The organism is Myxococcus sp. RHSTA-1-4 (assembly GCF_020037125.1).
Taxonomy (GTDB): Bacteria; Myxococcota; Myxococcia; order Myxococcales; family Myxococcaceae; genus Myxococcus.
Map to the genome: position 1 here is coordinate 348808 of NZ_JAIQDG010000003.1, position 26286 is coordinate 375093.

Annotated in this window: 15 protein-coding genes; 11 read left to right on the top strand and 4 right to left on the bottom strand. The window is 72.1% G+C overall.

The window, feature by feature from the left end; genetic code table 11:
* Window positions 1-11: 11 nt before the first annotated feature.
* From K8638_RS07270 to K8638_RS07305, 8 genes are all read left to right on the top strand, one after another.
* Window positions 12-1010: an AAA family ATPase gene (locus K8638_RS07270; RefSeq protein ID WP_223753693.1), complete on the top strand. Its 999-nt coding sequence runs from the start codon at window positions 12-14 to the stop codon at window positions 1008-1010.
* Entirely contained in the window at window positions 1003-2757 is a 1755-nt protein-coding gene (locus K8638_RS07275) for a hypothetical protein (protein WP_223753694.1), read from the top strand. Before K8638_RS07270 ends, K8638_RS07275 begins: the two co-directional genes overlap by 8 nt.
* A complete protein-coding gene (locus K8638_RS07280; protein ID WP_223753695.1) occupies window positions 2754-3737 on the top strand; it encodes an ABC transporter ATP-binding protein in 984 nt (327 codons plus the stop codon). Before K8638_RS07275 ends, K8638_RS07280 begins: the two co-directional genes overlap by 4 nt.
* Complete coding sequence (locus K8638_RS07285; protein ID WP_223753696.1) at window positions 3734-5260, top strand: ABC transporter permease; 1527 nt, start codon at window positions 3734-3736, stop codon at window positions 5258-5260. Before K8638_RS07280 ends, K8638_RS07285 begins: the two co-directional genes overlap by 4 nt.
* A gap of 8 nt (window positions 5261-5268) precedes the next feature.
* Window positions 5269-6117 (top strand): DUF58 domain-containing protein, encoded by an 849-nt coding sequence (locus K8638_RS07290; protein WP_223753769.1) that lies wholly within the window; start codon window positions 5269-5271, stop codon window positions 6115-6117.
* A complete protein-coding gene (locus K8638_RS07295; protein WP_223753697.1) occupies window positions 6114-7856 on the top strand; it encodes a BatA and WFA domain-containing protein in 1743 nt (580 codons plus the stop codon). The genes K8638_RS07290 and K8638_RS07295 overlap by 4 nt, the downstream gene beginning before the upstream one ends.
* 961 nt (window positions 7857-8817) lie before the next feature.
* Window positions 8818-11595, top strand: coding sequence for a VWA domain-containing protein (locus K8638_RS07300; RefSeq protein ID WP_223753698.1), 2778 nt, complete (start codon window positions 8818-8820; stop codon window positions 11593-11595).
* A 530-nt stretch (window positions 11596-12125) separates the two neighbouring features.
* A complete protein-coding gene (locus K8638_RS07305) occupies window positions 12126-13826 on the top strand; it encodes a hypothetical protein (protein WP_223753699.1) in 1701 nt (566 codons plus the stop codon).
* A gap of 137 nt (window positions 13827-13963) precedes the next feature.
* Here K8638_RS07305 and K8638_RS07310 read toward each other — a convergent pair whose 3' ends face one another.
* Window positions 13964-15334, bottom strand: a complete 1371-nt coding sequence (locus K8638_RS07310) for a hypothetical protein (protein WP_223753700.1) — start codon at window positions 15332-15334, stop codon at window positions 13964-13966.
* A gap of 235 nt (window positions 15335-15569) precedes the next feature.
* Between K8638_RS07310 and K8638_RS07315 the strand changes: the two genes are divergently transcribed.
* Window positions 15570-16616, top strand: a complete 1047-nt coding sequence (locus K8638_RS07315) for a hypothetical protein (protein ID WP_223753701.1) — start codon at window positions 15570-15572, stop codon at window positions 16614-16616.
* Window positions 16617-16669: 53 nt separating this feature from the next.
* On the opposite strand, the gene K8638_RS07320 is transcribed toward K8638_RS07315, so the two are convergent.
* Together K8638_RS07320 and K8638_RS07325 are read right to left on the bottom strand one after the other, a co-directional pair.
* Window positions 16670-21388: a translocation/assembly module TamB domain-containing protein gene (locus tag K8638_RS07320; protein WP_223753702.1), complete on the bottom strand. Its 4719-nt coding sequence runs from the start codon at window positions 21386-21388 to the stop codon at window positions 16670-16672.
* On the bottom strand, window positions 21385-23493 hold the full coding sequence (locus K8638_RS07325; protein ID WP_223753703.1) for a BamA/TamA family outer membrane protein: 2109 nt from the start codon (window positions 23491-23493) through the stop codon (window positions 21385-21387). The genes K8638_RS07320 and K8638_RS07325 overlap by 4 nt, the downstream gene beginning before the upstream one ends.
* 176 nt (window positions 23494-23669) lie before the next feature.
* Here K8638_RS07325 and K8638_RS07330 point away from each other — a divergent pair, with 176 nt between their 5' ends.
* Window positions 23670-23978, top strand: coding sequence for a hypothetical protein (locus tag K8638_RS07330; RefSeq protein WP_223753704.1), 309 nt, complete (start codon window positions 23670-23672; stop codon window positions 23976-23978).
* 27 nt (window positions 23979-24005) lie between these two features.
* On the opposite strand, the gene K8638_RS07335 is transcribed toward K8638_RS07330, so the two are convergent.
* The gene (locus tag K8638_RS07335; RefSeq protein ID WP_223753705.1) at window positions 24006-25556 is read right to left on the bottom strand and encodes a 4-alpha-glucanotransferase; all 1551 of its coding nucleotides are present in this window, start codon (window positions 25554-25556) and stop codon (window positions 24006-24008) included.
* Window positions 25557-25687: 131 nt separating this feature from the next.
* Here K8638_RS07335 and K8638_RS07340 point away from each other — a divergent pair, with 131 nt between their 5' ends.
* Complete coding sequence (locus tag K8638_RS07340) at window positions 25688-26272, top strand: DNA-3-methyladenine glycosylase (protein WP_223753706.1); 585 nt, start codon at window positions 25688-25690, stop codon at window positions 26270-26272.
* Window positions 26273-26286 lie beyond the last annotated feature (14 nt).

Below are 26286 nucleotides of genomic sequence, written 5' to 3' on the forward strand. Positions count from 1 at the left end.
GGGAGAAACACGTGGCAGCAGAGCTTCTCAGTCCCGTGGAAGCACAGGGCGCGGCGGAGGTGGCGGCACGGCTCAAGGACGGGCTGAACACCGTGCTGCTCGACCAGGAAGCCGTCGTCGAGCAGGTGGTGGTGGCGGTGCTCGCGCGCGGCCACGTGCTCCTCGAGGGCCTGCCCGGCCTGGGCAAGACGGAGCTGTGCAAGTCACTGGCGAAGCTGCTGTCGCTGCCCTTCCGCCGCATCCAGTTCACTCCCGACCTGCTCCCCGGCGACATCACCGGCACCTACGTCCTGGAGGGCGAGGGCCGCCGCGACTTCGTCTTCCGCGAGGGCCCCCTCTTCGCCAGCCTCGTGCTCGCGGACGAAATCAACCGCTCCAGCCCCAAGACGCAGTCCGCGCTGCTGGAGGCCATGCAGGAGCGCAGCGTGACGGTGCTCGGGCAGACGCGCCCGCTGCCGGACCCCTTCTTCGTGCTGGCCACGCAGAACCCCATCGAGCTGGAGGGCACCTACCCCCTCCCCGAGGCCCAGCTCGACCGCTTCCTCTTCCGCATCCAGGTCCCCCCCGTGGGCGCGAAGACGCTGCGCACCCTGCTCACCACGCGCGTGCGCGGCGCTCCTCCGGAGCTGTCCCCCGTGCTGGACGCGGGCGGCCTGTCACGCCTGTTCGCCGCGGTGGACCGCGTTCACCTGCCCGGCCCCGTCGCCGACTTCATCGGCCGGCTGGTGGAGGCCAGCGACCCGCGGCAGCCCTCCGCTCCCGACGCCGTGCGCCGCTTCGTGCGTTATGGCGCCAGCCCTCGCGCGGCGCTCGCGCTCGCCGCCTCCGGGCGTGCCCTGGCGCTGCTGCGCGGCCGTCCCAACGTGGGCTTCGATGACGTGGTTGCCACCGCGCCCGCCGCACTCAACCACCGGCTGGTGCTCGCCTACGAGGCGTCGCTGGAGAAGGTCACCGCCCCTGACGTGGTGCGCGCCCTCCTCCAGGCCGTGCCCGAGGTGCCCCGTGCGTAGTGTGCTCGCGGCCGCGGTGCTGCTCCTGCTGCTCGGGGCTCCGCGCGCCTTCGCCACCTCTCCCGCCGCCGCCGTCGCGGAGAGAGCGCCGGACGAGCGGCCCCGCTCCGGCTATCGCGAGTCCTCGGGGAAGAGCGAGGTCTTGAAGGAGGGAGACCTGCGCGTCTCCATCCGCACCGGACTGCTGAAGCCTCCGCGTGGCTACACACCGCTGGAGGTGGTGCTCCAGAACAGCGGCCCGGCGCCGCTCCAGGCCCGGCTGTCCTTCCAGGGGCACTACGGCGCGGGCACGCGCGTCACGGAGCGTCTCGTGGAGGTGGGGCCGCGCCAGCGCGTCGTCGCCTGGCTGCCGGTGCCCGCGACGCTCCCCGCCGGCAACGTCGAGGTGCAGGTGCTCGGGCTGCCTCGGGTCGTCCAGCCCGTGTACCTGGACCACGCGCAGTACGGAGCCGTGCTGGTGCTCGGCACGACGGATGACTTCGAGGCCGGCACCGGGCTCCAGGAGGCGGAGGAGAACCAGGAGCCCCTCTTCGCCGCCCGCTTCCTCGAGGAACGCGAGGCCCCTCGCGAGCTGGCCTCCTACGTGGGCTACCCCGTGGTGCTCGTCTCCGATGTGGCCGCCGTGCCCGCGGACGTGTGGGCCATCCTGGAGGCCTACGCCGTCTCCGGGGGCCGGCTCGTCCTCACCCGCCCTCCGCGCGACCTGGGCGAGCGCCTGCCGCTGCTCGCCGCGGGCGACACCCGCTCGGAGGTGCTCTACGGCTTCGGTCACGTGCGGCGGTGTGGCCAGCCGGCCGAGTGCGCGCAGGCCGTGACGTCCCTGCTTGCGGAGGCCACCTCGGGGCCGGTGAGTCCCATCGGTCCGCCGCCTCGCTGGGAGCGGGGCAACACGCTCCAGGGGGGAGAGCTGCCCCTGCTGGAGAGCGCCCGCGCTCCGGTGGGCCGCTTCCTCATGCTCATCTTCGCCTTCGCGCTGGCGGTGGGCCCGGGCGGGTTGGTGCTGGCGCGGCGCAGGGGGCCGGTGGCGGTGCTGGTGGCGGTGCCGGTGGTGTCGCTCATCACGTGCGTGGCCCTCATCGCCTGGTCGGTGCTGGTGGACGGCTTCGCCGTGCACGCCGCGCGCTACAGCCTCACGTGGCTGGACGGGCAGCGCTCCCGCGCGGTGACGCTCGGCGTGGCGGCCTGGTACGCGAACCTGTCTCCGGGAGAGGTGAAGTTCCCCGCCTCCAGCGCGCTGCTGCCGCCCGACGAGCAGGACGAGTCGCTGGTGGACCTCGACTGGACGAATGGCCTCACCGTGACGCGGGGCTTCCTGCCGCCGCGCACCTACCGCGAGTGGGGCGAGGTGGCCGTGCTGCCCACGCGCGCGCGGCTGGTGCTGAGGGACGAAGGGGGCACCGTGCGTGTGCAGAACGCGCTGGGCGCTCGGGTGGAGAAGGGCTACCTGCGGCGGGGCGGCGCGCATTACCGGCTGCCCGCGCTGGAGGACGGGGCGGAGGCCGTGCTGGACGCGCCGGTGCCGGAGGCGGAGCTGCCCCATCCCGTGGGGGACCTGCTCCAGGACATGGGGCCCACGCTGGACGAGCGGCTCGTGCGGGGCAATCCGGGCTTCCAGTCGGACCTGCCCGACGGTGGCTTCGTGGTGCGCGTCGGAGGGCCGGGCCTGGCGCCCAGCGCGGCGCTGCCGGTGGAGTTGGAGGCCGGCGTGCACGTGGTGCGCGGCCAGGTGGAAGAGGTGAGGCCATGAGCCTGCTGCGGGTGAACGGGCTGCGGCGCGACTTCGGCGCGCTGCGCGCGGTGGATGACGTGTCCTTCACGCTGGAGGCCGGCAGCATCCTCGGCTTCATCGGGCCCAACGGCGCGGGGAAGAGCACCACGCTGCGCATCCTCGCCACGCTGGACGTGCCCACTTCCGGCGAGGTGTTGCTGGACGGGCATTCACTGGTGGACGCGCCGGACAAGGCCCGGCCGCTCATCGGCTACATGCCGGACCGGTACGGCACCTACGACGACGTCACCGTCTTCGAGTTCCTGGACTTCTTCGCGCGTGCCTACGGGCTGAAGGGCGCCCAGCGGCGGCAGCGGGTGGAGTCCGTCATGGAGTTCACCGGCCTCACCCCGCTGGCGCAGAAGCTCACCACGGCGCTGTCCAAGGGCATGCGGCAGCGCGTGGCGCTGGGCCGCACGCTGCTGCACGACCCGCGGCTGCTCTTGCTGGACGAGCCCGCGGACGGACTGGACCCGCGCGCCCGCATCGAGCTGCGCGAATTGCTGCGTGCCCTGGCGGACCAGGGCAAGGCCGTCATCATCTCCAGCCACATCCTCACGGAGCTGGCCGAGATTTGCGACACGTGCGCCATCATCGAGCAGGGCCGCCTGCTGGCCACGGGCAAGGTGCAGGACATCCTCCAGCAGGGCGGTGGCCTCGCCGTGGCTCCGGAGCTGACGGTGCGGCTGGCCACCGGCGCGGAAGGAGAGGCACTGTGGGCTCGCGCGGAGCGGTTGCTCCTGGAGCAGCCCCGGGTGGCGCACGTGGCTCGCGAGGGTGAGTCGCTGCGCGTGCGGCTGGAGCTGGAGACCGGGGCGGGGCCCGCGCAGGTGGACGCGGCGGCGGCGGTGCTGCTGACGGCGCTGGTGTCCTCGGGCCTGCCGGTGTGCTCGTTCAGCGCCCGGGAGCGGAACCTCGAGGATGCGTTCATGACGGTGACGAAGGGGAGGGTGGCGTGAGCTCGCCCGTGGACACGGCCGCGAGCGCGGCCCCGGAGACGGCGGCGCCTTCCGCCGGAAGCGTGACGGCCGGCGCGGCCCCGTGGTGGGAGCGGTGGGGAGACCGGCTCAACCCGCTGGTGGTGAAGGAGGTCCGCCAGGGCCTGCGCACGCGCATCTTCTGGGTGTGCTTCGGACTGATGCTGCTGGCGTGCGTGGTGCTGTCGCTCATCGCCTACGTGGACACGCGTGAGGCCGCGTACGCGCGCAGCGGGCGGACGTTCTTCTTCGCCTTCTTCGTCTGCCTGGGTCTGGTGCACTTCTTCGTCATTCCCTACAACGCGTACCGCTCCCTCGCGCGAGAGCGGGAGGACGAGACGTGGGTGCTGCTGGTGCTCACCGGCCTGGGGCCTCGCCGCATCCTCCGTGGCAAGGTGGCCTCCTACCTGGTGCAGGCGGCCCTGTACGCCTCCGCGGTGGGGCCCTTCCTCCTCTTCAGCTACTTCCTCAACGGCATCGCCCTGCCCACCATCCTCGCCGTGCTGACGCTGGGGGGGATGTGGCTCGTCTTCCTCACGGTGGTGGGCGTGTGCGCGGCGACGCTGGCGGACGGGCGCCTGGCCCGCGCCTTCGTCCACTTCGTGCTGCTGGGCGGGCTGGGCCTGTCGGTGATGTACGGGCTGGTGGCCGCGTTCGCGATGACGGAGTCGGGCGACCGGATGCTGGGCGACAACGACTTCCTCTACGCCGCGGGCGTGGCGCTGGCGCTGATGCTCACGGACGGCTGGCTGTTGTTCGAAGCAGCCGCGTCCCGGCTCGCGCTGCCCACGGAGGACTACACCCGAGGCCCCCGGCGCGCGCTGGTGGTGCAGGTGCTGCTCGCCATGCTGGGCGGCGTGGGCGTGTGGTGGGCCGAGGGCAAGGACCACACCGTGCCGGAGGTGTTCGGCATCGTGGGCGCGCTGCACCTCATCGCGGTGGGGCTCTTCGTGGCCACGGACGTGGACGGGCTCGCGAGGCCGCTGCGTGCGGCCCCCCGGTCCTGGTCGCTGCTGCGGCCGGGCGCGGTGCGGGGCTTCCGGCTGGTGGTGCTCCTGCTGGCGGCCTGGGCCCTGCTGTGGGTGGGGCTGGAGCTCGTGTCCTCGGACCTCCCGATGCGCGGGCAGTCGATGCGGATGGCGACGGTGGCGATGCCGACGTACGGCATCCTCTTCCTGTCGGTGGCGGTGCTGCTGGGGCGGATGTCTCGCTCGGACCGGCTGGCGTCTCCCGCCGCGCTGCGCCTGCTCTTCGTGGCCGCGGTGGGGTTGGCGTCCGCGCTGCCTCCGCTGCTGGCCGTGCTGGTGGACCTGGAGGCGGATGACGGCCTCTTCAACCTCCTCAACCCGATTGTGGGCCTCGTGAACTTCGCCACGCACGAGTACGACACGGGGGCGAAGATGTCGTGGGAGCTGCTGTCCTTCGTGGTGGGCGTGACGGTGCTGGCCGCGTTCGCCGCGGACCGGGTGCTCGTCGAGCGCGAGAAGCGGGTCCACGCCTCGTGAGCACGGGGATGGACGAGGCGGCCGTCGCGCGGCTGGTGCCGGGGCTGGGCCTGGCGCTGCCGCGGGTGCCCCACCGGGGCCGCGTGGGCGAGGTGCGCGCCACGTCCGCCGGCAGCTCTCTGGAGCTGCACGACTTCCGCGTGTACCAGCCGGGCGATGACCTGCGGCAGGTGGACTGGAACGCGGTGGCTCGCACGGGGGAGCTGATTCTGCGCATCCGGCAGGATGAGGTGTCTCCGCGCGTGGAGGTGGTGCTGGACGGCTCGCGCTCCATGGCGCTGTCCCCGCGCAAGGCGGCGTGCGCGCGCGAGCTGGCGCTGCTCACGGCGGAGGTGGCCTCGAGGCAGGGACTGTCGCCCACGCTGCTGGTGGCGGGCGCACGGCCGGAGCGGGCGCAGGGGGCGGCGTGCCGGGCGGCGCTGCAGGCCACGGCGTTCGATGCCCGTGATGACCTGTCGGCCTCGCTGGCGAGGTTGCCTCCACCGCGGCCCTGTGGACTGCGGGTGGTGGTGAGCGACTTCCTGTTCGAGGCGGACCTGCCGGCGCTGTGCTCGCGGCTGTCGCGCGGGGCGGCGGGGCTGTTCCTGGTGCAGGTGCTGGACGCGGAGGATTTGGACCCGTCGGGGGGAGAGGGCGCGCGGCTGGTGGACGCGGAGAGCGGCGCGGCGCTGGAGGAGCTGCTGACGGAGGACGTGCTGGCGGCGTACTCGCGCCGCTTCGAGGAGCACCAGCGCGCCTTGAGGGCCGCGGCGGTGCGGGCTCGGGGGGCGTTGCTCACGGCTCCGGCGTACGAGGCGCTGGCCGGGTTGGTGGCGGGGCCGCTGCGGCCGCTGTTCGTCGCGGGAGGTGGGGCGTGAGCTTCGGCTTCCCTTGGGGGTTGCTGGCGCTGGGGGCTCTCGCGCCGCTGGTGGCGGCGTATTTCCTGCGGCGTCGGCAGAAGCCGGTGGTGGTGAGCGCGCTGTTCCTGTGGCGCACGCCGCGACCTCGCGCGGAGGCGGGGCCGCGATGGGAGCGCTTCACGCGGGAGGCCTCGCTGCTGCTGGAGGCGCTGGCTGTCATTGCCGCGGCGCTTTTCCTCGCGGACGCGCGGCTGGGCGAGGCGGCGCGGACCCGGCACCTGGTGCTGGTGGTGGACGGCAGCCTCTCCATGTCCGCTCGCGGACCGGATGGAGTCACGGTCCTGGAGAAGGTGCGCCAGGAGGCCGCGAAGCGGGTGGAGGAGGCGGAGGCGACGCAGGTGACGGTGCTGGCGTCGGGCATCGCGCCGCGTGTGCTCGCGGGGCCCGAGGCGGAGCCGTCCCGGGCGCTCGCGGCGCTGGAGTCCTTCCAGGCGCTGGGCGCGGACCATGACGTCATGCCCACGCTCATCTGGGCGCAGGAGCTGGCCGGCTCTGGCCGCAGGGTGGTCTTCCTCACGGACGCGCCTCCGGAGATCGCGGCGCTCGTGCCTGCCTCGGTGCGGTGGATGGCATTCGGGACGGGGCGCGACAACGTGGCGCTCGTCTCCGCGCAGCGGCGGGACGAGGGCGCCACGGCCACGGTGACGCTACGGGTGGCCCGCTTCGGCGCGGGGCCGCAAGAGGTGGAGGCGCGGGTGCGCGCACAGCCCGGCCCTGGTGCGAAGGAGGGCACCGAGCGCGTGGAGCGGGTGCGTCTGCCGGACGAGGGCACCGCCACGGTGCGCCTCACCTTCCAGGGCGCCGGAACTGTGGAGGTGTCCCTGCCGGAGGATGCGCTGCCCGAGGACGGCCGCGTGCGACTGCCGCCCTCGCCTGTCCGCCCGGTAGCGGTGGGGCTGGCTGAGGGACTCGCGCCTCCCGAGCGGCAGTCCTTGGAGCGCTTCCTCGCGGTGGCGCCCGAGGTGGCGCGCGACGGCGCGAAGGAGGGCACGGCTCCCGCGGAGGTGCTGCTCGTGGGGCCTCGGGGGACGGATGCGCGCGTCACGGTGGGGGCGCCGGGGACGCTGCGCACCTTCGTGGGGCCGTTCTTCTCGGAGAAGGGGCATCCACTGCTGGACGACGTGCAGTTCGCGGGCGTGCGGTGGACGGCGGGAGACAATCCTCCCGGGCGTCCGCTGGTGACCGCGGGCGAGGCGGTGCTGGTGTCCGAGGAGGAGGGCGGCCGGGTGCACCTCAACGTGGACCTGACGCGCTCCAACGTGCAGCGCGTGGCGGCGTGGCCGGTGCTGCTGGGCAACGTGGTGCGCGAGGCGCGGCGCACGCGGGAGGGATTTCCTCGACGGCAGCTCACCCTGGGCGAGCCCCTGCCCGTGGTGACGGTGTCCGGCGCGCGCTACACGCTGGTGGGCCCGGGAGGAAGCCGCCCGGTGTTTGGTGCCGGAGCGGTGGACCTGCCGCCGCCTGCCGGGCCCGGGCGGTACGTGCTGGAGCGCGACGGAGACGAGGTGGACGCGGCGGAGGTGCTGGCGCTGGATGCTCGCGAGTCGGACCTGCGCGGGCGTGGCGCCGCGGACGTGCCGGCGCGTGAGTCCTCTGAAGATGATGAGCGTGGCACCGCACCGAGCAGGGCACGTTGGCCTCTGGTGCTGCTGTTGGTTGCGCTCGTGGCAGACTTTTACGTCACGCGGCGGGCCTGACAAGCGCGAGCGCCAGCATGCTGAATGCGCTCTTTCTGTGCGCCTGAATTGCAGTTGCCAATGGACTTCATGGGGTTGGAGTGAAAATATTTGTAGATGCGGCGCGAGCGCTGTGTCCGCATGTCTGAGCTCCACTGATTGAGAGGATTCTGTGTCTGTAGAATATTTTGCAAGGACTGCTGTCGTTGTGAGCGCTTTCTTCCTCGCGGCGTGCGGAGCCGAAGAAGAGCAGCACCTGGAAACACTCGGCTCCGAACTGGAGTCCTCGCATCAGGATGATGTGACCACCGCGAGCGCGCTCGATTGCGAGAACCGGATTATCGGCCCCGGTACGATCTGTTATGAATGGTCGACGCTCAGAGCGAATGAGGAGGCGAGCTGTGTCGCAGCAGGGGGAACCGTTGCGGCTTGGTCGGCGGATTCTTGGTGTGAGGAGGTCAATACCTACTGTGACGTTGGTTTCGTTTGCTACTACGGACTCAGATGCTGCCTTTAGCGCCTCAACACCCTTCCGGGAGCTGTCTTGAGGCTTCACGTTTCGAATCACTGAAGGCTCATCGCTAGATTGCTGGTCAATGTTTCTCCGGTCAGCATCCCCGTCCGGAGGGATCGTCAGAACTCTCCGGACGGGAGGACCTGCGCTGGCAGCTCAATGGAGGTCTTGAGGCCGCCTTCATTGCCACGTGCTATCCTCCGTGCTCGGACGGCGGGCCGCTTTCTTTCCGAGCGGGGACGCCGGGAGATTCTGGGGGCATCGCCGAGCCAGAACGTCCCATCTCACAGGTTTCCAGAGAGACCTGACCATGTCCCTGTCTCCGTCCAACGGTTTGTAGACCAGTTCCTGCCGGGGAGAATCAGCAGCACCACGGGCGCGTCCTCCCCCTCTGACCGGCAGTGAAAGCTGGCAGTGTCGGTGAGCGCTCCGGAAATCGATCGCACAAGGCGCTAGGCTCCGGGAGTGATGTCCTTCTCCCTCCCCCAGGCGTGGGTGCTGCTGCTTCCGCTGGGCCTCTTCCTCTGGAAGTACGGCCGGCGGCCGGGCCCGCCCATGTGGCTGCGCGCCGCGCTGCTGGTGCTCATCGTGGGTGCGCTGTCCGGGCCCGAGCTGCGGCTAGCCGATGCGGGCAGTGACGTGGTGGTCGTCGTCGATCGTTCCGCCTCCATGCCCCGCGACGTGGACCGCACCGCGCAGGAGCTCGTCACCCTGCTGGAGAACCAGCGGCGGCCGGGTGACCGCGTGGGTGTCATCACCTTCGGGCGCGAGCCCCGCGTGGAGCAGCCGCTGACCGCCACCGGCCGCTTCGGTGGCTTCACGCGTCCCGTGGACGCGGAGGCCTCCGACTTATCGGCCGCGCTGGACGCGGCGGGCGCCCTCATTCCCGATGAGCGCACCGGCCGCGTGTTGGTGCTGTCCGATGGACGGGCCACGGGCGTGGACGCGCGCGGCGCGGCGCGGCGGCTGGCGGCACGGGGCCTCGCGGTGGACTGGCGCCACGTCGCCCGTCCCGAGCCGCCGCTGGACGTGGCCGTCGTCTCGCTGGACGTGCCCGCCTCCGTGGCCGTGCGCGAGCCCTTCCAGTTCTCCGCCGTGGTGCAGGCCTCCGCGCCCGTCACCGGCACGGTGCGCCTGGAGCGCAACGGCCGCGTACTGGTGAAGGGGCCCTTCGACTTCGCGCCCGGTCCCAACGTGCTGCCGCTGCGCGACCTGGTGGAGGAGCCAGGCCTCGTGCGCTACCAGCTCGTCGTGGAGACACCGGGTGATGGCGTGGTGGAGAACGACAAGGGCCTCGCGGTGCTGCGCGTGGAGGGCCCGCCGCGCGTGCTGCTGCTGACGAACCAGCCCCGGGGCACGCTCGCGAAGGCGCTCGGGGACACGGGCATGCAGGTCGATGTGCGCGCGCCCTTCCGGCTCTCGCTGGACGAGCTGGACGGCGTGGGCTCGGTGGTGCTGGAGAACGTGGACGCCAACGCGCTGGGCGAGCCGGGCCTCAACGCGCTGGCGGCGTACGTGGAGCAGGCTGGCGGCGGGCTCGTGATGACGGGCGGGCGCTCCAGCTTCGGCGAGGGCGGCTACCGGAGCTCACCGGTGGAGCCCTTGCTGCCGGTGTCGCTGGAGATGCGCGAGGAACAGCGCCGCGCGGCCGTGGCGCTCAGCGTGCTGATGGACTGCTCGTGCTCCATGGGCGCCACCGTGCCTGACGGGCGCACGAAGATGGAGCTGGCCGCCGAGGGCGTCGTCGCCGCGCTCACGCTGCTCAACCCGAAGGACGAGGCCTCCGTCCACATGGTGGACACGAAGGCCCATGAAATCTTCCCGCTGAGCCCCGTGGAGTCCGGGCTGCCGCTGGACGAGGTGGCGCGCGGCTTCAGCGGAGGCGGCGGCATCTACGTGGGCGAGGCGCTGCGCGTGGGACGCGGCGAAATCCTCCGCAGCGAGAAGCCCACCCGCCATGTCCTGCTCTTCTCCGACGCGGCGGATTCCGAGGAGCCGGACGACTACCAGCGCACGCTGTCCGAGCTGCGCGGCAAGGACGTGACGGTGTCCGTCATCGGCCTGGGCACGCCGAAGGACCCGGACGCGGACCTGCTGAAGGAGGTGGCCGCGCGCGGCGGCGGGCGCGTCTACTTCGCCGAGGATGCGATGAGCCTGCCGCGCATCTTCAGCCAGGAGACGCTCACGGTGGCGCGCGCCACCTTCGTGGACGAGCCCGCGTCCGTGGAGGCCGCGCCCGACCTGCCGCTGCTGGGGCGGCTGCCCTCGGAGGGGCTTCCGCAAGTGGGCGGCTACAACCTCACGTACCTCAAGCCCCAGGCCAGCGTGGCGCTGCGCACGCTCGATACCAACGCCGCGCCGCTGCTGGCGATGTGGCCGCGCGGCGCGGGGCGCACGGTGGCCTTCACCGCGGAGGTGGACGGGCCGTACACGGGCGAGCTTCGCCAGTGGAGCGCGCTGCGCGCCGCGCTGGAGGCCATGGTGCGCTGGACGCTGGCGGGCTCGGCGCCCATGGGTGAGGCGGTGGTGCGCTCCGAGCGGCGGGGGCACCTGCTGCGCGTGACGCTGGACCTGCCCCCGGGCGAGCCGCTTCCGGGCGCGCTGCCCACGCTGGTGCTGCTGCCCGGGAATGGAAGCTCCGTTCCGCTGGAGCGGCCCATGCGCTGGGAGGACGAGGACCGGCTGGTGGCCGAGTACCCGCTGGAGGGCAGCGGCACGTGGCACCCCGTGGTGCGCCTGGGCTCGCGGGCGCTGCGCGCTCCGCCGGTGACGCTTCCGTACGCGCCGGAGTTCGAGCCGGGCAGCGCGAAGGAGGGACTGGAGTTGCTGCGCGCCGTGGCGGCGGTGGGGGGCGGCGTGGAGCGCCTGTCCATGACGGGCCTCTTCATGGAGGCCCCCGAGTCCGAGGGCCGGTGGCCCCTGGCCCCCTGGCTGGTGGGACTGGTCCTGGCCGTGTTGCTGGCGGAGGTGGCCGTGCGCCGCTTCCTCTCCGCGCCCCGGGTGCGGAAGGTGAGCACGGCGGTGGCTGGGGCTCAGGCTCCGGCGGTGGGTGTGGCTCCCTCTCGTACGGCTTCGCAGGTGAGTGCACCTCGGGGACCCGAGCCTCGGAGCGACGCGAAGGGAGCTCCGGAGCAGGGCACGGCGGCTCCCACCGCGGAAGCCGAGGCCGCGAAGCCACGAGAGGGTGGCGTGGACTCCGCACTGGAGGCTGCGCGCGCCCGCTCACGCCGGCGGCTGGACCGGTGAGAGCGCGCGCTGATGCGGTCGGGCAGTGGCGACCCGATAGGGATGTAGCGAGCGGAAGGTGAAGGTGCGGGCCGCCGCGGTCTCGGATGTGGAATCACGGCTGAGCGGCGGCCCGCGGGTGAAGAAATGCGGGTCGCCTCGAACTTGGATGTGCAGTCACGGCTGAGAGGCGGCCCGCGAATGAGGAAGTGCGAGCCGCCTCGGTCTTGGATGTGCAGTCACGGCTGAGAGGCGGCCCGCGGTGAAAAGTGCAGGCCCGCCCCGGAGTCGGGATGAAGAATCGCTGCTGAAGGGGCGGCCCGCGGTGAAAGTGCAGACCCGCCCCGGACTCAGGATGGAGAGCTCAGGTGAGGGGGCGGTCTGCGGTGATGCACGGGTCACTCCTGACTCGGAGGGGAGAGCACAGATGAGAGGCGCGGCCCGTTGCCCGTGAGTGTCACAAGGCGAAGGGAAATATACACCGCAACTGTGGCGAATGCAACAAAGCCGGAAAGTTTCCCGTATATGGAAATATGGGAGGGAGTGGGGGGATGAGCAGCCCCTGGAGGGGACGTATCGCGAGGTGGGGGCTGGTCCTGGCCCTTGGGGCCCTGTCCATCCAGGCCCTGCGCCTGGCGCTGCACAAGGCGTTCAGCATCGACGAGTTCCAGTACGCGCACGCCGCATGGCTCGTGGCCCAGGGGCAGGTGCCCTACCGGGACTTCTTCGAGGTCCACTTCCCACTCGTCTACCAGGTGCTGGCGCCTCTGTTCGGCGTGCTGGGGGACGACCCGCTCAACGTGCTCGCGCTGCGTGCGGCCATGCTCGTTCCGCTCGCCGGAGCCTGCGCGGCGGTGGCGCTCATCAACCGTCGTGAGGGCCGGGCCACCGCGCTGCTGGCTCCCGTGCTGCTGCTGGCGCAGCCTTCCTTCGTGCGCTTCGCGACCGAGGTGCGTCCGGACGCGCTGGCCATCGCGCTCTTCCTGGGGGCGCTCGCCGCGCTGTGGGGCCGTCCCGCCACGCCGGCGCGAGGCTTCGTGGCGGGGGCGCTGCTCGTGGCCTCCGCGTGGGGCTCGCAGAAGGTGCTGTTCCACGGAGGCGCGGTGGGCGCCGTGCTCGCGGTGGACCTCGCCCTGCGGCGGGGGAGGGCGCCCGCGCTGGTGCCCTCGCCGCGCGCCTTCCTCTCCGGCGCTGGCGCGGTGCTCGCGGCCGTGGCGGCGTATCTCACGGTGAGCCGCTCCTGGGCCGCGTGGTGGCAGTGGTGCTTCGTCTGGGCCGCCGGGCACCAGCGCGGCTATCCCGGCTTCTCCCCGGGCAAGTACCTGCTGCCGGTGCTGGAGGAGCAGCCGTGGCTCTTCACCCTGGCGGCGCTGGGGTACTCGGTCTCGGTGCGGCGGTGGTGGCAATCCGGCCGTGCTCGCTGGAGCGACGCGGAGTTGCTGTTGCTGCTCGCGGTGCCGGTGACGTTCGGCTCGTACGCGCTCCAGCGGGCGCCGTATCCCTACAGCCTGCTGCCCTTCCTCGGCGTGCTCGCTCCCTTCATGGCGCGCGGCGTGGCGGAGGTGTTCGGGTGGGTGGGTTCGCCGCTCGCGCGCATGGCGGGGGCCGTGGCGCTGGCGGTGCTGCTGGCCGTGCAGGGCATGCGCCTGGAGGCGCTGCTCGACGGAGGCGGCAACACGCGGCAGCGGGAGGTGCTCGCGCGCATCGCCACGCTCACCGGGCCGGAGGACGTGGCCTACGACAACTCCGGCGGTTACGTGAGCCGCCCGCACGCGCACTTCTACTTCTACACGGACGCGTACCTGCGCGGCGCCATCGCGAGCACGCTGGCTCGCGAGATTCCCGAGGCCCTGGTGGCCAGCGGGTGCGTGCTGCGCGTGGAGGACCTGCGCACCTCCGGCCTGCCCCCGGCGCTGCGGCGCTTCCTCGACGAGCACTACCAGCCCCTGGACGGCGACATCTCACTCTGGGGCCAGCGCTACGAAGCCCCCGAGGGCCGCGCGCTGGAAGGCCGCTTCCTCGCCGTGCGCGACGGCCGCTACTTCGTCGAGCCCGAGGCCGTGCTCACCCGGGGCGCGCTGTTCATCGACGGCACACGCGTGACGGAGCCTGAATTCACGCTGCCGAAGGGCGAGCACTCCGTGCGCTACGAGGGGCCGGGTGGCCCCTTCCACCTGCTCTGGCTGCCGCGTGACGGACGGCGGTGGACGCCCCGGCCGGGATTGCCTCCCACCTACTCGCGCCTCTTCTGAGGAGGGAGGCCCCGGGGCAGGGCGCGCGCGGAGCTTCCGCACGCGTTGGCCGCGCACGCCGACGCTGTTGGCGCCGCCCGGCCGCTCACCGCGACGTCATGTCCCCGGCCGGACGGGCCGGGGCGCGGGCCCGAAAATCACTGCGCGCACAGCCGCTGGCCGCCGGCCTGCTTGTAGGCCCGCACGCGGTTGACGAGGTTGCCGTTGTCGGACTCCGGCGTGGTCGTCTCGCCATTGCCGGCGCCGAACGCGAAGCCCACGGAGTGGGCCGCGGCCAGCTCGGAGGTGTGCGTGAAGTAGTAGTCCACGCGGTTGTCGCGCCAGCTCGTGCCCGAGTTCGGCAGGTTCGGATTGCCCACCGGGAGCTGCCACCAGAAGTTCGGCTTGTTGAGCCGCTCGGAGATGGCGCGGACCCAGGTGAAGGCCTGCTGGAAGTTGGGTCGGGTGGCGTTGGTGGCATCCCACCACGTGTCTTCGCCCCGCATGACCTCATACCAACCCGCGTCCCGGTCCGATGCCTCCACCACGATGAAGTCCGTGTCGGCCGCCCCCAGCTTCAGGAGGAAGTCGGCCACCTTCCGTGCCTCGCCCGCTACGTCGAAGGAGGCCTGCGTGTTGAGGTACACGTCGATGCGCGTGGACCAGGGGCTGGCGTGCAGGCCCACCTTCGCGTTGGGCGCGTACTTGCGCGCCATGGCAACCATGCAGCGCGCGAAGCCCGAGGCGTTGTTCTCCTGCCCGGCGCAGTCCGTGGCGTTGGCGGTGGCCACCTGCGCCGGCACCGTGCGCGGGTCTCCGTTCGAGTTGAACTGCAGGTAGCCCCAGAGGTCCGGCTCGAGGTGGAGCAGCGCCTGCGCGGTGCCCACCTGCTGCAAGGCGTAGCGCCAGTCACTCAGGTAGCGCCGCATGAAGTTCACGTCGTTGAGCGCCTGGAGCTGCTGCGCGCCCTCCCCAAGCCCGCTCCCCAGGAGCTGCATGTAGTAGGTGATGAAGGGGAGCTGGCCGCGCCCCCGGGTGCTCGTCACGAAGCCCCGCACGTAGTCTCCCGGCGTCCGGGACAGGTCCTGCCAGCAGCCCCACCAGTTGCAGGCGCCGTTCGCGCATGACACGCCCCCCGAGCTGCAGCCCGAGGTGCACGAGGTGCAGACGTTGGTCGAGTCGACCATCCCGCTCGCCAGGTACAGGTAGTGGACGTCGAAGGGCGCGCTGCCCGCGGTGGCGCTCTCCATCTGCGCGCCCACCAGCAGCCGGTCCTTCCCCAGGGATTTCAGGAACGCATCGCCCAGGCACGCCTCGGGTTGCGTGCCCGCATCCGTGTTGCCGCCGGTGCCCGCATCCGGGTTGCCGCCGGTGCCCGCATCCGAGCCCGGAGTCGTTCCGGCATCCGTGCCCGCGTCCGCGCCGGGTTGCTGTTCGTCATCGTCCGAGCTGGAGCATCCCGCCAGCACCAGCAGGCCGAGGGTGAGAGGAAGGAGTCGCGTCATCCGCTTCAGAGGGAAGGTCCGCATGGCACTCCGGACGCTACTCCCGGGCCGCGCGGTGGCCTCAAGCGGAGGGCTCCCCAGGTCATCAGTCCGCCTGCTGGCCCTCCCCAGCGCCGGGTCCAGTCAGAGGCCAACAGTCCGTCATTCTTCAAAACCAAGAAATTCTTGAGTATCGCGCGGCGTCCCGGCTACACGCACGGGCTCCCCCCAGGCCGCACACCGTCCCACCGGCGCGCGGCCTCATCCCCCCGAGGACGTGATGAAGACGCGATTGTGGTTGCTCCTGGTGCCCGCGCTGCTGGCGGCCGGCTGTGGCCCCGTCGAGGACACCGAGGCCCCCGTCATCGACGAGCTGACCGGACAGGTGCTGCTGGAGGCCACGACGAAGTACGACATGCACCGGCTGATGGAGGACGCGGACATCATCGGCGGCCAGTGGATTACCACCGCGCAGGTGCAGGCCTTCCTGCAGCAGTACAACTCGTACCTGGCCACCTACAAGGACCCGGCCTGGGGCAACAAGACGGCCGCCGCGCTCATCGTCGAGCGCTCCAGGGCGTACAGCATCAGCCCGCTGTACATGCTGGCGCGCATCCAGGTGGAGTCCAGCCTCGTGCAGAGCGGCACCTCCAACAACCTGAGCAAGGCCACCGGCTGCGGCTGCCCGGACGGCAGCGGCTGCGACGCGCAGTACACGGGCTTCGGCAACCAGATTGAGTGCTCGGCGAAGAAGATGCGCGGCTACTTCACCGACCTGGACGCGGGCCGGACCACCATCGCCGGGTGGAAGGTGGGGCTGGCGAAGTCCACGCTGGACCCGTGCTCGGTGACGCCCGTCACCAAGGCCACGGCGGCGCTCTACACGTACACGCCCTGGGTGGGCGCGTACGCCACCCAGTGCGGCCGCACCACGGTGGGCGGCTCGTCGCTGGTGCGCGTCATCTTCGAGCGCTACAAGGCGGCCTACGCGTGGGGCTCCGGCGGCTGCTTCTCCGAGACGGCCGGCGCCACGCTGCCGGTGGACGGCTGCGTGCAGAGCTCGTCGGACGCGCTGTGGCGGCAGTGCCTGTCCACCGGCGCCTTCACCGCGGGCAGCACGGCGAAGCCCTCCACGTGCACCGTGTCCTATCCGTGGTGCTCCTCCGCCACGCTGGGCCGCTCCGTGCCCGCGCGCACCTGCGTGCAGTCCGCGGGTGACTCGCAGTGGCACCAGTGCGCCGTGGAGGGTGCGTGGCAGAGCGCGCCCTCGGCGCCCACCACCGGCTCGGGCCCCGCCGGCACCTGCTACGCGATGTACGCGCTGTAGCCCGCGCGCGCCCAGGCTCCCGTCCCGCGTGCGCGCCGGACGGGAGCCCTGGGTCAGTACTCGTTGCTCCAGATGAGGTCCAGGCCGCCCGAGCGCGCATCGCCGTACTGGCCTTCCAGGCTCCAGCGCGGGCCGAACTGGTACTCGAAGCGCACGGCGTTGGCGTTCTCCCCCTGCTGGAGGTTGGCGCCGACGCGGCCGGTGTAGCCCACGTAGATTTTGTCCGTCACGTACGTGCCCACCTCCAGCTTGGCGCCGGCGATTCCCGACTCGCCGGCCTCGATGGAGAGCACGTCCAGCGGCAGCTTCTCCGATAGCGCCTTGCGCGCCTCGTTGGCGACCAGCGAGCCCACCACGGAGGCCGCCTGCGCGCTGGCCGTCATGGACGCGCCCGAGCCGCGCTCCAGCGTGCGGCGGCCGGTGGCGAGCAGCGTGTAGATTTCCGACTCCGGCAGCGGCGGCTCGCTGGTGGGCTTGAGGGTGATGTCCCGTCCCTGGCCGCGGATGGTGACGTAGACGGTGACCTGGGCGCTCTCGTTGCGGTGCTCGGCGGTGACGTTGATGTACGGCACGGCCGGCGGCCCGGTGAAGCGCACCTGGCTGTCGCGCTGGACGTCGAAGCGGCGGCCCAGCACGTCCACCCGCCCGCGCAGCACGCGCACCTCGCCGAACATGCGCGCCACGTCCGAGTACTCCACGCGGAAGTCCTCGGACAGCCCCAGCTCGACATTCACATCCGTGCCCTTCACCCAGAGGTTGCGCGGCGCGTTCACGTTTATCCAGTACGCGCGCGGCGGCTCTTCCTCGTCCCCCTCCACGGCCGCCTCGTCCGGGCGGGCCTCCGTGCCGCTGCCGTCCGTGGCGGTGCGGGTGGGGACGCTGGCGGTGGGCTCGGGAGCGGCGGGAGAGGGTTGCTGTTGCTGCTTGCGGCGGCGCCGCTCCACGGGCACGCCGTTGCGCACCAGGACGACGTCGTCGGGCCGCTCCAGCGGCTGCAGGTCCTTCCGCTTCAGCTCCGGCAGGACGATGGTGGCCTGGGGGATGGAGACGTTGCGCAGGTTGACGAGCCGCTCGGACAGCGTGCCCTCCACCTTCCCGCGCAGGCTCACCAGCGCCAGGAGCTGGTCGTCGTAGATGATGGGGAAGTCGGTCGTCACCAGCGGGTGCTCGGCGCCCTGGGGGCTGGACAGCTCGTACTCGCCGTCGCGGGTGCGCACGGCGGTGAGCGGCGCCTCCAGCCGCAGCGAGCCGTTGCCGGCCTTCGCCGACAGCGTCCGCAGCGCGATGGTCTCTCGGGTGGCCTCCAGGCCGAGCTGGATGTCGCGGTACTCGCCCAGGCCCATCAGCCCCAGCCGTCCGTCCTTCCACGCCAGCGTGCCCTGGAAGGTGGGCGCCCCCAGCGTGCCGGCGAGGTTGGCGTCCGCCTGCACCAGGCCACCCAGGGTGCGCACCATCTCCGTGGCGCCGGAGAGGAAGGACGGGTCGAAGTTGCGCGCCTTGAGGGCCACCTCCAGGGGCGCGCGCGACGTCTGGAGGCCCTGGCGAATCGCGGGCAGCGACACGTCCAGGTCCACGCGGCCGCTCACCACCAGGGTGCCGCCCGCGGGCGCGGTGAGCAGGGCGTCGAAGCTGGAGCGCGCATCATTATATGTGTAGTGCAGGCGCACCTGGCCGAGCCCCAGGTCGCCCACGCCCAGCTTCTGCACGCCGGCGGTGAGGTCCACCTGGGGCGTGTCCAGCGTGCCGCGCGCGGCCACCTCCACCGCCAGCACGCCATTGAGGTCCTCTCGGCGGGTGCCGGGAGGCGGTGGCGCGCCCGACTCGGTGGCGCGCGCCAGGAGGGGCAGCTCCTGGAGTGCCACCGGCATCAGCCGGCCGCGAATCCGGAAGGGGATGTGGCCGTAGACCTCGCGGTCCTGCAGCGCGCCCAGCGGCGCCAGCAGCAACGCCTCGAGCTGCGCCAGCGGGCCCTGCTCGCGCTGCACCGCCAGCGTCACCCGCACGTCCTTCTCTCCGCCCACCACGGTGAGCTGGCCGTTCTGTGGCGGCACTCCGTTGATGGTGGCGCCCTTCGCCTGCACGCCCAGCCTGCCCTGGGGCACCAGCACCGAGCCGCTCAAGTCGAGCTGCGCGGACACCGTGCCGCCCGGCTGCTCCACCCCGCTCAGGCCCTCCAGCAGCGTGAGGGGCAGCTCGGCCACGCGGGCCTCCACCTGCATCACCGCCGCGAAGAGCTCGTCCGCCGTGGGAGGCTTCGCCACCAGCCGGCCTGGCGTGAAGGGCGTGCGCAGCGCCACGTACGCCTCCGACGCGAGCCCCTGCACCTCCAGGCGCGCGCCCAGCGTGCCGTCGTCCTCCTTCGATGCCGCGCGCAGCTCGAAGCCCAGCGGCTGGTTCAGGGAGAAGCCGGGCTTCGGCACCTGGTAGCGCAGCTCGCGGCCGCGCAGGGTGAGGTCCAGCCGGGGCTCGCGCGCGGGGCCCACCAGCTCCAGCGTGCCCGCGAGGTGGCCGCTCGCGCCCTCCGGCTGCTTCGCGAGCTTCAGGGCCCCGGCGATGTCCAGCTCCTCCAGCTTCACCTTGAGGGACATCGCGTCCCGGCGGCGCTTCAGCACGCCCTGCACCGGCACGTCGAAGTCCGCGGCGAGCCGCGCCACGGGCAGGCTGGCGGACAGTGTCCCGGTGGCGCGGTCCTTCACGTAGCGCCCGTCCAGGGCCGCGTGGAGGCCTTCGTAGCCCTGCGCGCGGCCGTTGTCCCAGCGGAGGTTGGCCTCCGCCTCCGGCCGGGGCAGCCGCCCGCGCGCGGCCACGTGGCCCGTCACCGTGCCACCCAGGCCCAGCGACTCGGGGACGAAGACGCGTGGCAGCTTCGCCAGGTCGAACGCGCCCAGCTCCACGCGCGCGGCCACCTGCTCGCCCTTCATGGCACCGCGCACGGACAGCGACTGCGGCCCGGAGGCCAGCGCCAGCGCGGGCTCCACCTCCACCCGGCCTCCGCCGAAGCCCACGTGCGTGGGGCGCTGGAGCGTCCAGGTGGCCTCCGGCCAGGACAGCGTCAGCGCGTCGACGGCCAGCCCCTGGCCGTCCTCGTCCACCAGGCCCCCCAGCTCGAGGCCGAGCTGGGCGTCGCCCTGCGCGCGCACGGTGGCGTCCAGCCTCCGCTCCCGCGTGGCGACGGTGGCCGCCAGGTCCTTGAAGGTGCGCCCGCCCGTGCGCAGCTCGGCCACCACCAGCGAGGCGTCCGTGTCGAGCGGCCGGGTGACGTCCGGCAACTCCACCCTCAAGGTGAGGTCCTTCAGCGCCAGGTCCGCGCCGTACGCCAGCGAGGCGAAGCCGCCGTGCGCCTCCAGGCCCGGCGTGCGCAGCGGCCCCTCCACGATGAAGTCCAGCGAGCCGCTGCCGGCCATGGGCGGCACCGTGCCCGGCAGCAGCCTCGACAGGGCCCGGGACAGCAGCGCGAGGTTGCCCGCGGTGAGGCCGCCATCCACGCGCATCCGCTCCCGGGTGCCCTGGCCCTTGGCGCGCAGCGAGGCGCCCGGCAGCAGCACCTGGAGCCGCGACAGCGCGTATTGGCCATTCTTCGCGCTCGCCTCCAGCTCCACCGGGCCCAGCGGCTGGCCGAGGTACTCGGACGGGGAGACGGTGAGGTCCACCTCGCCCTCCAGCGTCTCCAGGCTCGTGCCTCCTCCTCGCGCGACGAGGTCGGCGTGGAGGTTCGTCCTCGGCCCCTCCGCCACCAGCTTCGACAGGTCCACGCCGCGCGCCTTCGCCGTGAGGCCGGTGGTGCGCAGGTGCTCCAGGTCCAGGTCGCCTTCCACGTCCAGCGTGGCCTCCGCCGCCTTCGCCAGCGCGTCCACGCGCACCACGTCCCCGTCCAGGCCCGCGGTGCCCTCCAGCGACACGGGCACCACCAGCGGCCACGTGGGCACGAAGCCCTTCAGCAGGTCCGGCGGCGCGACGAGGCGCCGCACCGCGACCTGCGTCCGCAGGTTCCCCTCGGGCTGGCCCGGAGGCACTTCCGGCGGCAGCTTCAGGTCGCCGCTGGCGTCCAGCACCAGCCCCGCGGCCTCGAGGTCCACGTCCGCCTGGAGCGCGCCCTCCTCGCCGCCGCCCTTCAGCGACAGGCGCACCGGCCCGGCCACGGGCAGGGCCAGTCCACCGGTGGCCTCCAGCGTCGCTCCGAAGCCCTGCGTCGCCGCCGCGTAATGCCCGGAGCCGCGGGCGTCGAAGTCCTCCAGCCGGGCGTGGCGCCCGGGGCCGTCGTCCTCCACCTCCTGACGGAAGTCGACGTAGCCGTCCTCGAGCACCAGCTCGCGCAAGTCCAGCCGCAGCTTGCCCCGCTCCTGGGGCGGCTCCTCCGGCTTGGGGGTGCGCGGCTCCAGCGCGCGGGACAGGTTGAGGCCGCGCTCGTCCTGCGCGAGGTACAGCCGGGGCCGCTCCACCTTCGCGGAGGTGATGTCCACGTGCTGGCTCGCCAGCGGGCCCAGGCGCACGCGCGCCTCCACCCGGGCCACCTCCGCCACCAGCTCGCCCTCCGGGTCATACAGCTTCAGGTCCGTGACGACGGCGCCGCCCGGCCACAGGTCCAGGCCGCCCACCTCGAGCCGCCCGGAGAGCTGCTCGTTCGCCAGCCCCACGCCCTTGCGGACGAGCCACGACTCTCCGCCGGAGCTGGTGAGGTAGAGGAGCGCACCCACGACCACCAGCACCAGCACGCACACCAGCCCGAGCAGCCCCCACAGCAGTCGGCGACCCCAGCGTGCGGGATGACTCAAAACGCCTCTCCAATCGACAGGTGAATCGCGCACAGCCCTTCCGGGGAGCCCGCGTAGGTGGCCCCCGGCGTCGTCGGACCGGCAGGCGTCCACCTCCTGCCAATGCCAAAGCAGCCCCCGGATTCGGGGTAGATGTACCCCGGCGTGAGGACGGGCAATCCCCGGCCGATGTTCAACCGGCGCGTGATGTCCAGCCGGATGGGGCCCACCACCGTGAGGTAGCGCAGCCCCAGCCCCACGGCGTGGTAGTGGTCGGGGCCGAACAGCCTGGGGCCCTTCGCGGAGAAGTTCTCGATGCCCACCAGCCCCGAATCATAGAAGGCCGCCGCCATCACGCTCTCCGTGAACTGGTAGCGCAGCTCCACCGAGCTCTCGAAGAGGCTGTTGCCGCCCACCGGCACCGTGTCCCACTGCTCGTCCTGGACGTCGCCGGCGTCCTCGGGGGGCACGGCTGTCATCGGGGACAGGCGCTGGCCGTTGAAGCCGCGCATGGAGGTGGCGCCGCCGGAGAAGAAGCGGGTGACGATGGAGGTCTGGGTGTCGTGCACCGGGTTCAGCGTGCCCATCCGGACCTTGACCGCCAGGACGAGCTGCCGGTCCTGGTCCAGGGCCTGGTAGTAGCGCACGTCCGGCAGCAGGCGCACGTACTCGTACCCGCCGCCGAAGAGGGGGCCGCCGCCCTTCTGCACCGACAGGGCCAGGTAGTAGCCCTCGCGGGGCTCGATGGGGTCGTCCCGGCGGTCCCATGCGATGGCCACCTCCAGGTAGCTCAGCGCCGTGTCGCACCGCGTGGCCTCGCCCGCGCAGCCCAGGACGATGGGGGGCACACGCGCGTCCGCGCTGACGCGGCCCGTGAGCCGGTACAGCTCCAGGTTGTAGGAGGGGAAGATGGAGAGGTTGCGGTGCGGCTGCCAGATGACGCCGGCCTGGAGCCTTCCGCCCCAGAAGTCATAGGCCTGCTCCAGGCCCCGCTCCGCGGTGAGCGACGTCTGCAGGCGCAAGTCACGGAAGAGGAAGCGCGGCTGCTCGAACTCGGTGGTGATTTCGAAGACCGGGCCGTGTTTGTCCCGGCTGAAGACGCTGGGGATGAAGGCGTAGCCCGCCCGGCCGCGCACGGTGAAGCGCCGCAGGCCGCCGCGAAAGTTGCGGTGCGTCCACTCGCCCAGCACGCGCACCTCCTGGCGCGCGGCGTCCACGCCCACGCCGCCGCCCAGCCGCACCGAGCGGAAGGGCGCCTCGCGCACGTCCACCACCACCGGCACCGTGCCGGACTCCCGGTCCGGCGCCCCGCGGTTGACCTTCACCGCGCCGAACACGCCCATGCGGAAGACGCGCGCCTGGGCCTCCGCCAGCGCCGTCTCGGTGTACCAGTCCCCCTTCTGGATGGAGCCCTGCACCTGCTCGATGATGCGCCGCGGAGGCACCTGCGGCCTGGCGTCCGTGGCCACGAAGATGTTGCCGAAGCGGTAGCGGCGGCCCGGCCGGATGCGCAGGGCCACCCGGGCCTCCTTCGTGGCCAGGTCCACCTGGACCTCGCCGCCCACCTCCGCCTCGGCGTAGCCCAGCTCGTGCAGCCGGTCCGCGACGAGGGCCTTCGTCTCCTCCCAGGCCGCCTCGCGGAAGATGTCCCCCTTCTTCAGGGGCAGGTCCGCCATCACCTTCTCGCTGTGCGCCTTCCGGAACTCCGCCGGCAGCGCGTCCAGGCCGGAGTCCTGGAGGTCGGCGATGCGGGTGGGCTCACCCTCCTTCACGTTGACCTGGAGGGACACCTCGTTGGTGCCCTCCGGCTTCACCTCGGCGGAGACGACCTCCGCGTCGTAGTAGCCCTGCGCCTGGTAGTAGCGCTGGATGCGGCGCAGGTCCGCCTGCCAGGCGTTGGGGTCGAAGTAGTGCGGGCCGCCAAAGGGCCAGAAGCCCCACCAGGGCGTCTCCGAGGTGAGGATGCGCTCCTTGATGTCGCCCTCGCTCACCTTGTCGGTACCCTGGATTTCGAGGTCGTTGACCTTGGGGCCCGGTGGACGCTCCTGGGTGGTGGCGCAGGCGGCGGCCAGCAGGAGCGCGGCGGTGGTGGCGAGGCGGAAGGTTCGGGGAAGGGCGGCGGCCACGGGGTGTTCATAGCCGGAAGGCCGGCGGCTGACTCCCTCCTTGCAGGGGGAGCGGACACCAATGTCGCATTCAGGGAGTTGCGCGAAGTCAACAGTGTCGGGTGCCTCGCGCCCGTCATCCCTCGAAATCCGCCCGCGCGTGCAAGCCGGCCCGAGGTGCGCCAGATTGGGCCTCTATGTCCCTGTCCTGGCGAAAGAGAATCCTGGTGTTCTCCGCGCTGGCGGTGCTCGGCTCCGCATGCGGCGTGGATGATGACGAGGTGGTGCGGCTGAAGGAGGGCGAGAGCTTCGCGGACGCGCCCTACTGCGGCTCCTTCGGCTGCGAGGACGTGTACCAGTTCTGCGCCGAGGTCTTCCTCGAGTTCGGCCGCTCTCCGCCCATCTGCGTCAGCGACAACATCTGCGAGCGGCTGGAGTGCGCCAACCCCAACCGCCAGTGCGCCGTGTTCGACGGCTTCCCCGGCCAGGTGAAGTGCATCGACTGACCGGGGAGCGGGGAGGGGCCGGGACGTCTACCGGCGCGCGGAGGCGGTGAGCCAGGCGAGGCGCTGGGCGGCTTCCTTCGTCTGCGGGTCCGTGAGCAATTCGTTCGCGTTCTGGGTGATGCGGTAGGCCCAGTTCGCGTCGCTCATGGAGCCCGGCAGGTTGATGCGGTCCCTCGTGCCGAGGATGTCCTGCCAGGGCAGCACGCACAAATCACTGCCGGAGTTGAGCGCCGAGGCCAGCATGCCCCGGTGGACCTCCGGGGTGAACTCGCGCGTGACGGGCACGCCGTTCATCTCCGGCCAGGCACGGGCCGCCGCGTGGCGCTCGTCATCGCGGGCGCCCTCCCACCACTCGGCGACGGTGTCCGTGTCATGGGTGCCGGTGGTGACGAGGGACACCGCGGGGAACTGGTGCGGGTCTCGGTAGGTGTTGCCGTCGCGCTCCCAGCGCATCACCCGGTAGCCGGGCAGCTTGAGGTCCGCGAGGATGTGGCGCACGAAGGGCGGAATCACGCCCAGGTCCTCGGCGACGATGCCGGCGCCCTCCGACAGCAGGCGGAAGTGCTTCTCGCCCAGGCGCTTGTGGCTCTCCTCGTCCGGGGGGATGAAGCGCCCGGTGGGCGTGTGCTCGTCGCGAATCCACTGGCGGAAGTAGCCCACCGCGTGGTCCACGCGGCGCAAGTCATAGTAGCTGGCCGCCTTCTTCGCGCGCTTCTTGAGCCACGCGTAGTCGTCCTTCTCCATGGCGGCGAAGTCGAAGTAGGGCAGGCCCCAGTCCTGGCCGGTGGCGGAGAAGTCGTCCGGGGGCACGCCCAGGCGCGCATCGCGCCGGAGGATGTCCGGGTGGGCCCAGCAGTCCGCGCTGTCCTGGCCGATGATGAAGGGCTCGTCGCCGCACAGCAGCACGCCGTGCGCCCGGGCCTGCTCGCGCACCGCGTCCCACTGCTGCTCCGCCACCCACTGCAGCCACGCGTGGTAGCGCACGCGGCGCTCCAGCTCCATGGACTTGGCGGCCAGCGCCTCCGGGTGGCGCTCCTTCAGCCCCTGGGGCCACTCCCACCAGGCCCGGCGCTGCTCCTGCTCGCTGATGGCGGTGAAGCGGGCGTAGCTCTCCAGCCACTCGCCCTGGGCGTCACGCCACTGGCGGAAGGCCCTGGCCCGCTCGGACTGGGGGCCCCAGTGCTGGGCCTCGAAGGTGTCGAAGGCGCGCGCGAAGGCGGCGTCCTTGAGCGGGAAGACGAGGTCGTAGCGCACGCGCGGGGCGGCGCGGGCCTCGGCGAGCTGCTGGCGCTGCTCCTCGGAGAGGGCGGCCTCGCCCCCGGAGGCGGTGAACTCCGGCAGCCGCTGCAGGTCGATGAAGAGCGGATTCAGCCCGAAGGCCGAGCGCGTGGAGTAGGGAGACGGGTCGCCCGGCGCGGTGGGCAGCAGCGGCAGCAGCATCAGCAGGCGCTGGCGCGCGGCCTTCATCCAATCGAAGAGGCCGTCCAGGGCGCCGAAGTCGCCGATGCCGAAGTCCGTCTGGGAGCGGAGCGAGAAGAGCGGGAGCAGGAGACCGGAGAGCCGGCCGGGGGTGGACATGGTGCGCGCAATCTGCCCCAGCCCCGCCCCGGTGTGAACTGCTCCGACACCTGGAATGGCTCGGGGGCTCCGCTGCCTGACGGAAGGGACTCCAGGCGGCGATGTCAGCCGTCCGTGGGTACAATCCCCGCGTGAACTGTTTGCAGGAAGCGTTCTACGCGCGCCCCGCGCTGACCGTGGCCCGGGAGCTGCTCGGCACCCTGTTGGTGGTGCAAGAAGGCGGGGACCGGCGGGTGGGCCGCATCGTCGAGACGGAGGCCTACATCGGCGAGCACGACCTGGCGTGTCATGCCGCCAAGGGCGTCACGCCCCGCACGGAGGTCATGTTCGGCCCCCCGGGGCGGGCCTACGTCTACCTCATCTACGGCATGCACAATTGCTTCAACGTCGTCACGGACACGGCCGGGGTGGGGGCCGCGGTGCTGATTCGGGCCGTGGAGCCCGTGGAGGGCCTGCCCGAGAGGGAGCGCACGGACGGGCCCGGGCGGGTGTGCAAGGCCCTGGGCATCACCCGGGAGCACAACCGGCTGGAGCTCTTCTCGCCGGGGCTGCACCTCCTGCCGGGGACGCCGGTGCCCGAGTCCCGGGTGGCCCGGGGGCCGCGGATTGGCGTGGACTACGCCGGGGTGTGGGCGGCGGAGCCCTTCCGGTTGTGGGACAGGGAGAGTCAACACGTCAGCAGGCCGCCGTCCGGACGGGGACGCAAGTTGCCTTGACGGATGCGCTCCCG

Excerpts from the sequence above, each read along its gene's own strand:
- K8638_RS07300 (WP_223753698.1), top strand. The coding sequence starts at position 8,818 with ATGTCCTTCTCCCTCCCCCAGGCGTGGGTGCTGCTGCTTCCGCTGGGC.
- K8638_RS07305 (WP_223753699.1), top strand. The coding sequence starts at position 12,126 with ATGAGCAGCCCCTGGAGGGGACGTATCGCGAGGTGGGGGCTGGTCCTG.
- K8638_RS07290 (WP_223753769.1), top strand. The coding sequence starts at position 5,269 with ATGGACGAGGCGGCCGTCGCGCGGCTGGTGCCGGGGCTGGGCCTGGCG.
- K8638_RS07315 (WP_223753701.1), top strand. The coding sequence starts at position 15,570 with ATGAAGACGCGATTGTGGTTGCTCCTGGTGCCCGCGCTGCTGGCGGCC.
- K8638_RS07330 (WP_223753704.1), top strand. The coding sequence starts at position 23,670 with ATGTCCCTGTCCTGGCGAAAGAGAATCCTGGTGTTCTCCGCGCTGGCG.
- K8638_RS07280 (WP_223753695.1), top strand. The coding sequence starts at position 2,754 with ATGAGCCTGCTGCGGGTGAACGGGCTGCGGCGCGACTTCGGCGCGCTG.
- K8638_RS07335 (WP_223753705.1), bottom strand. The coding sequence starts at position 25,556 with ATGTCCACCCCCGGCCGGCTCTCCGGTCTCCTGCTCCCGCTCTTCTCG.
- K8638_RS07310 (WP_223753700.1), bottom strand. The coding sequence starts at position 15,334 with ATGCGGACCTTCCCTCTGAAGCGGATGACGCGACTCCTTCCTCTCACC.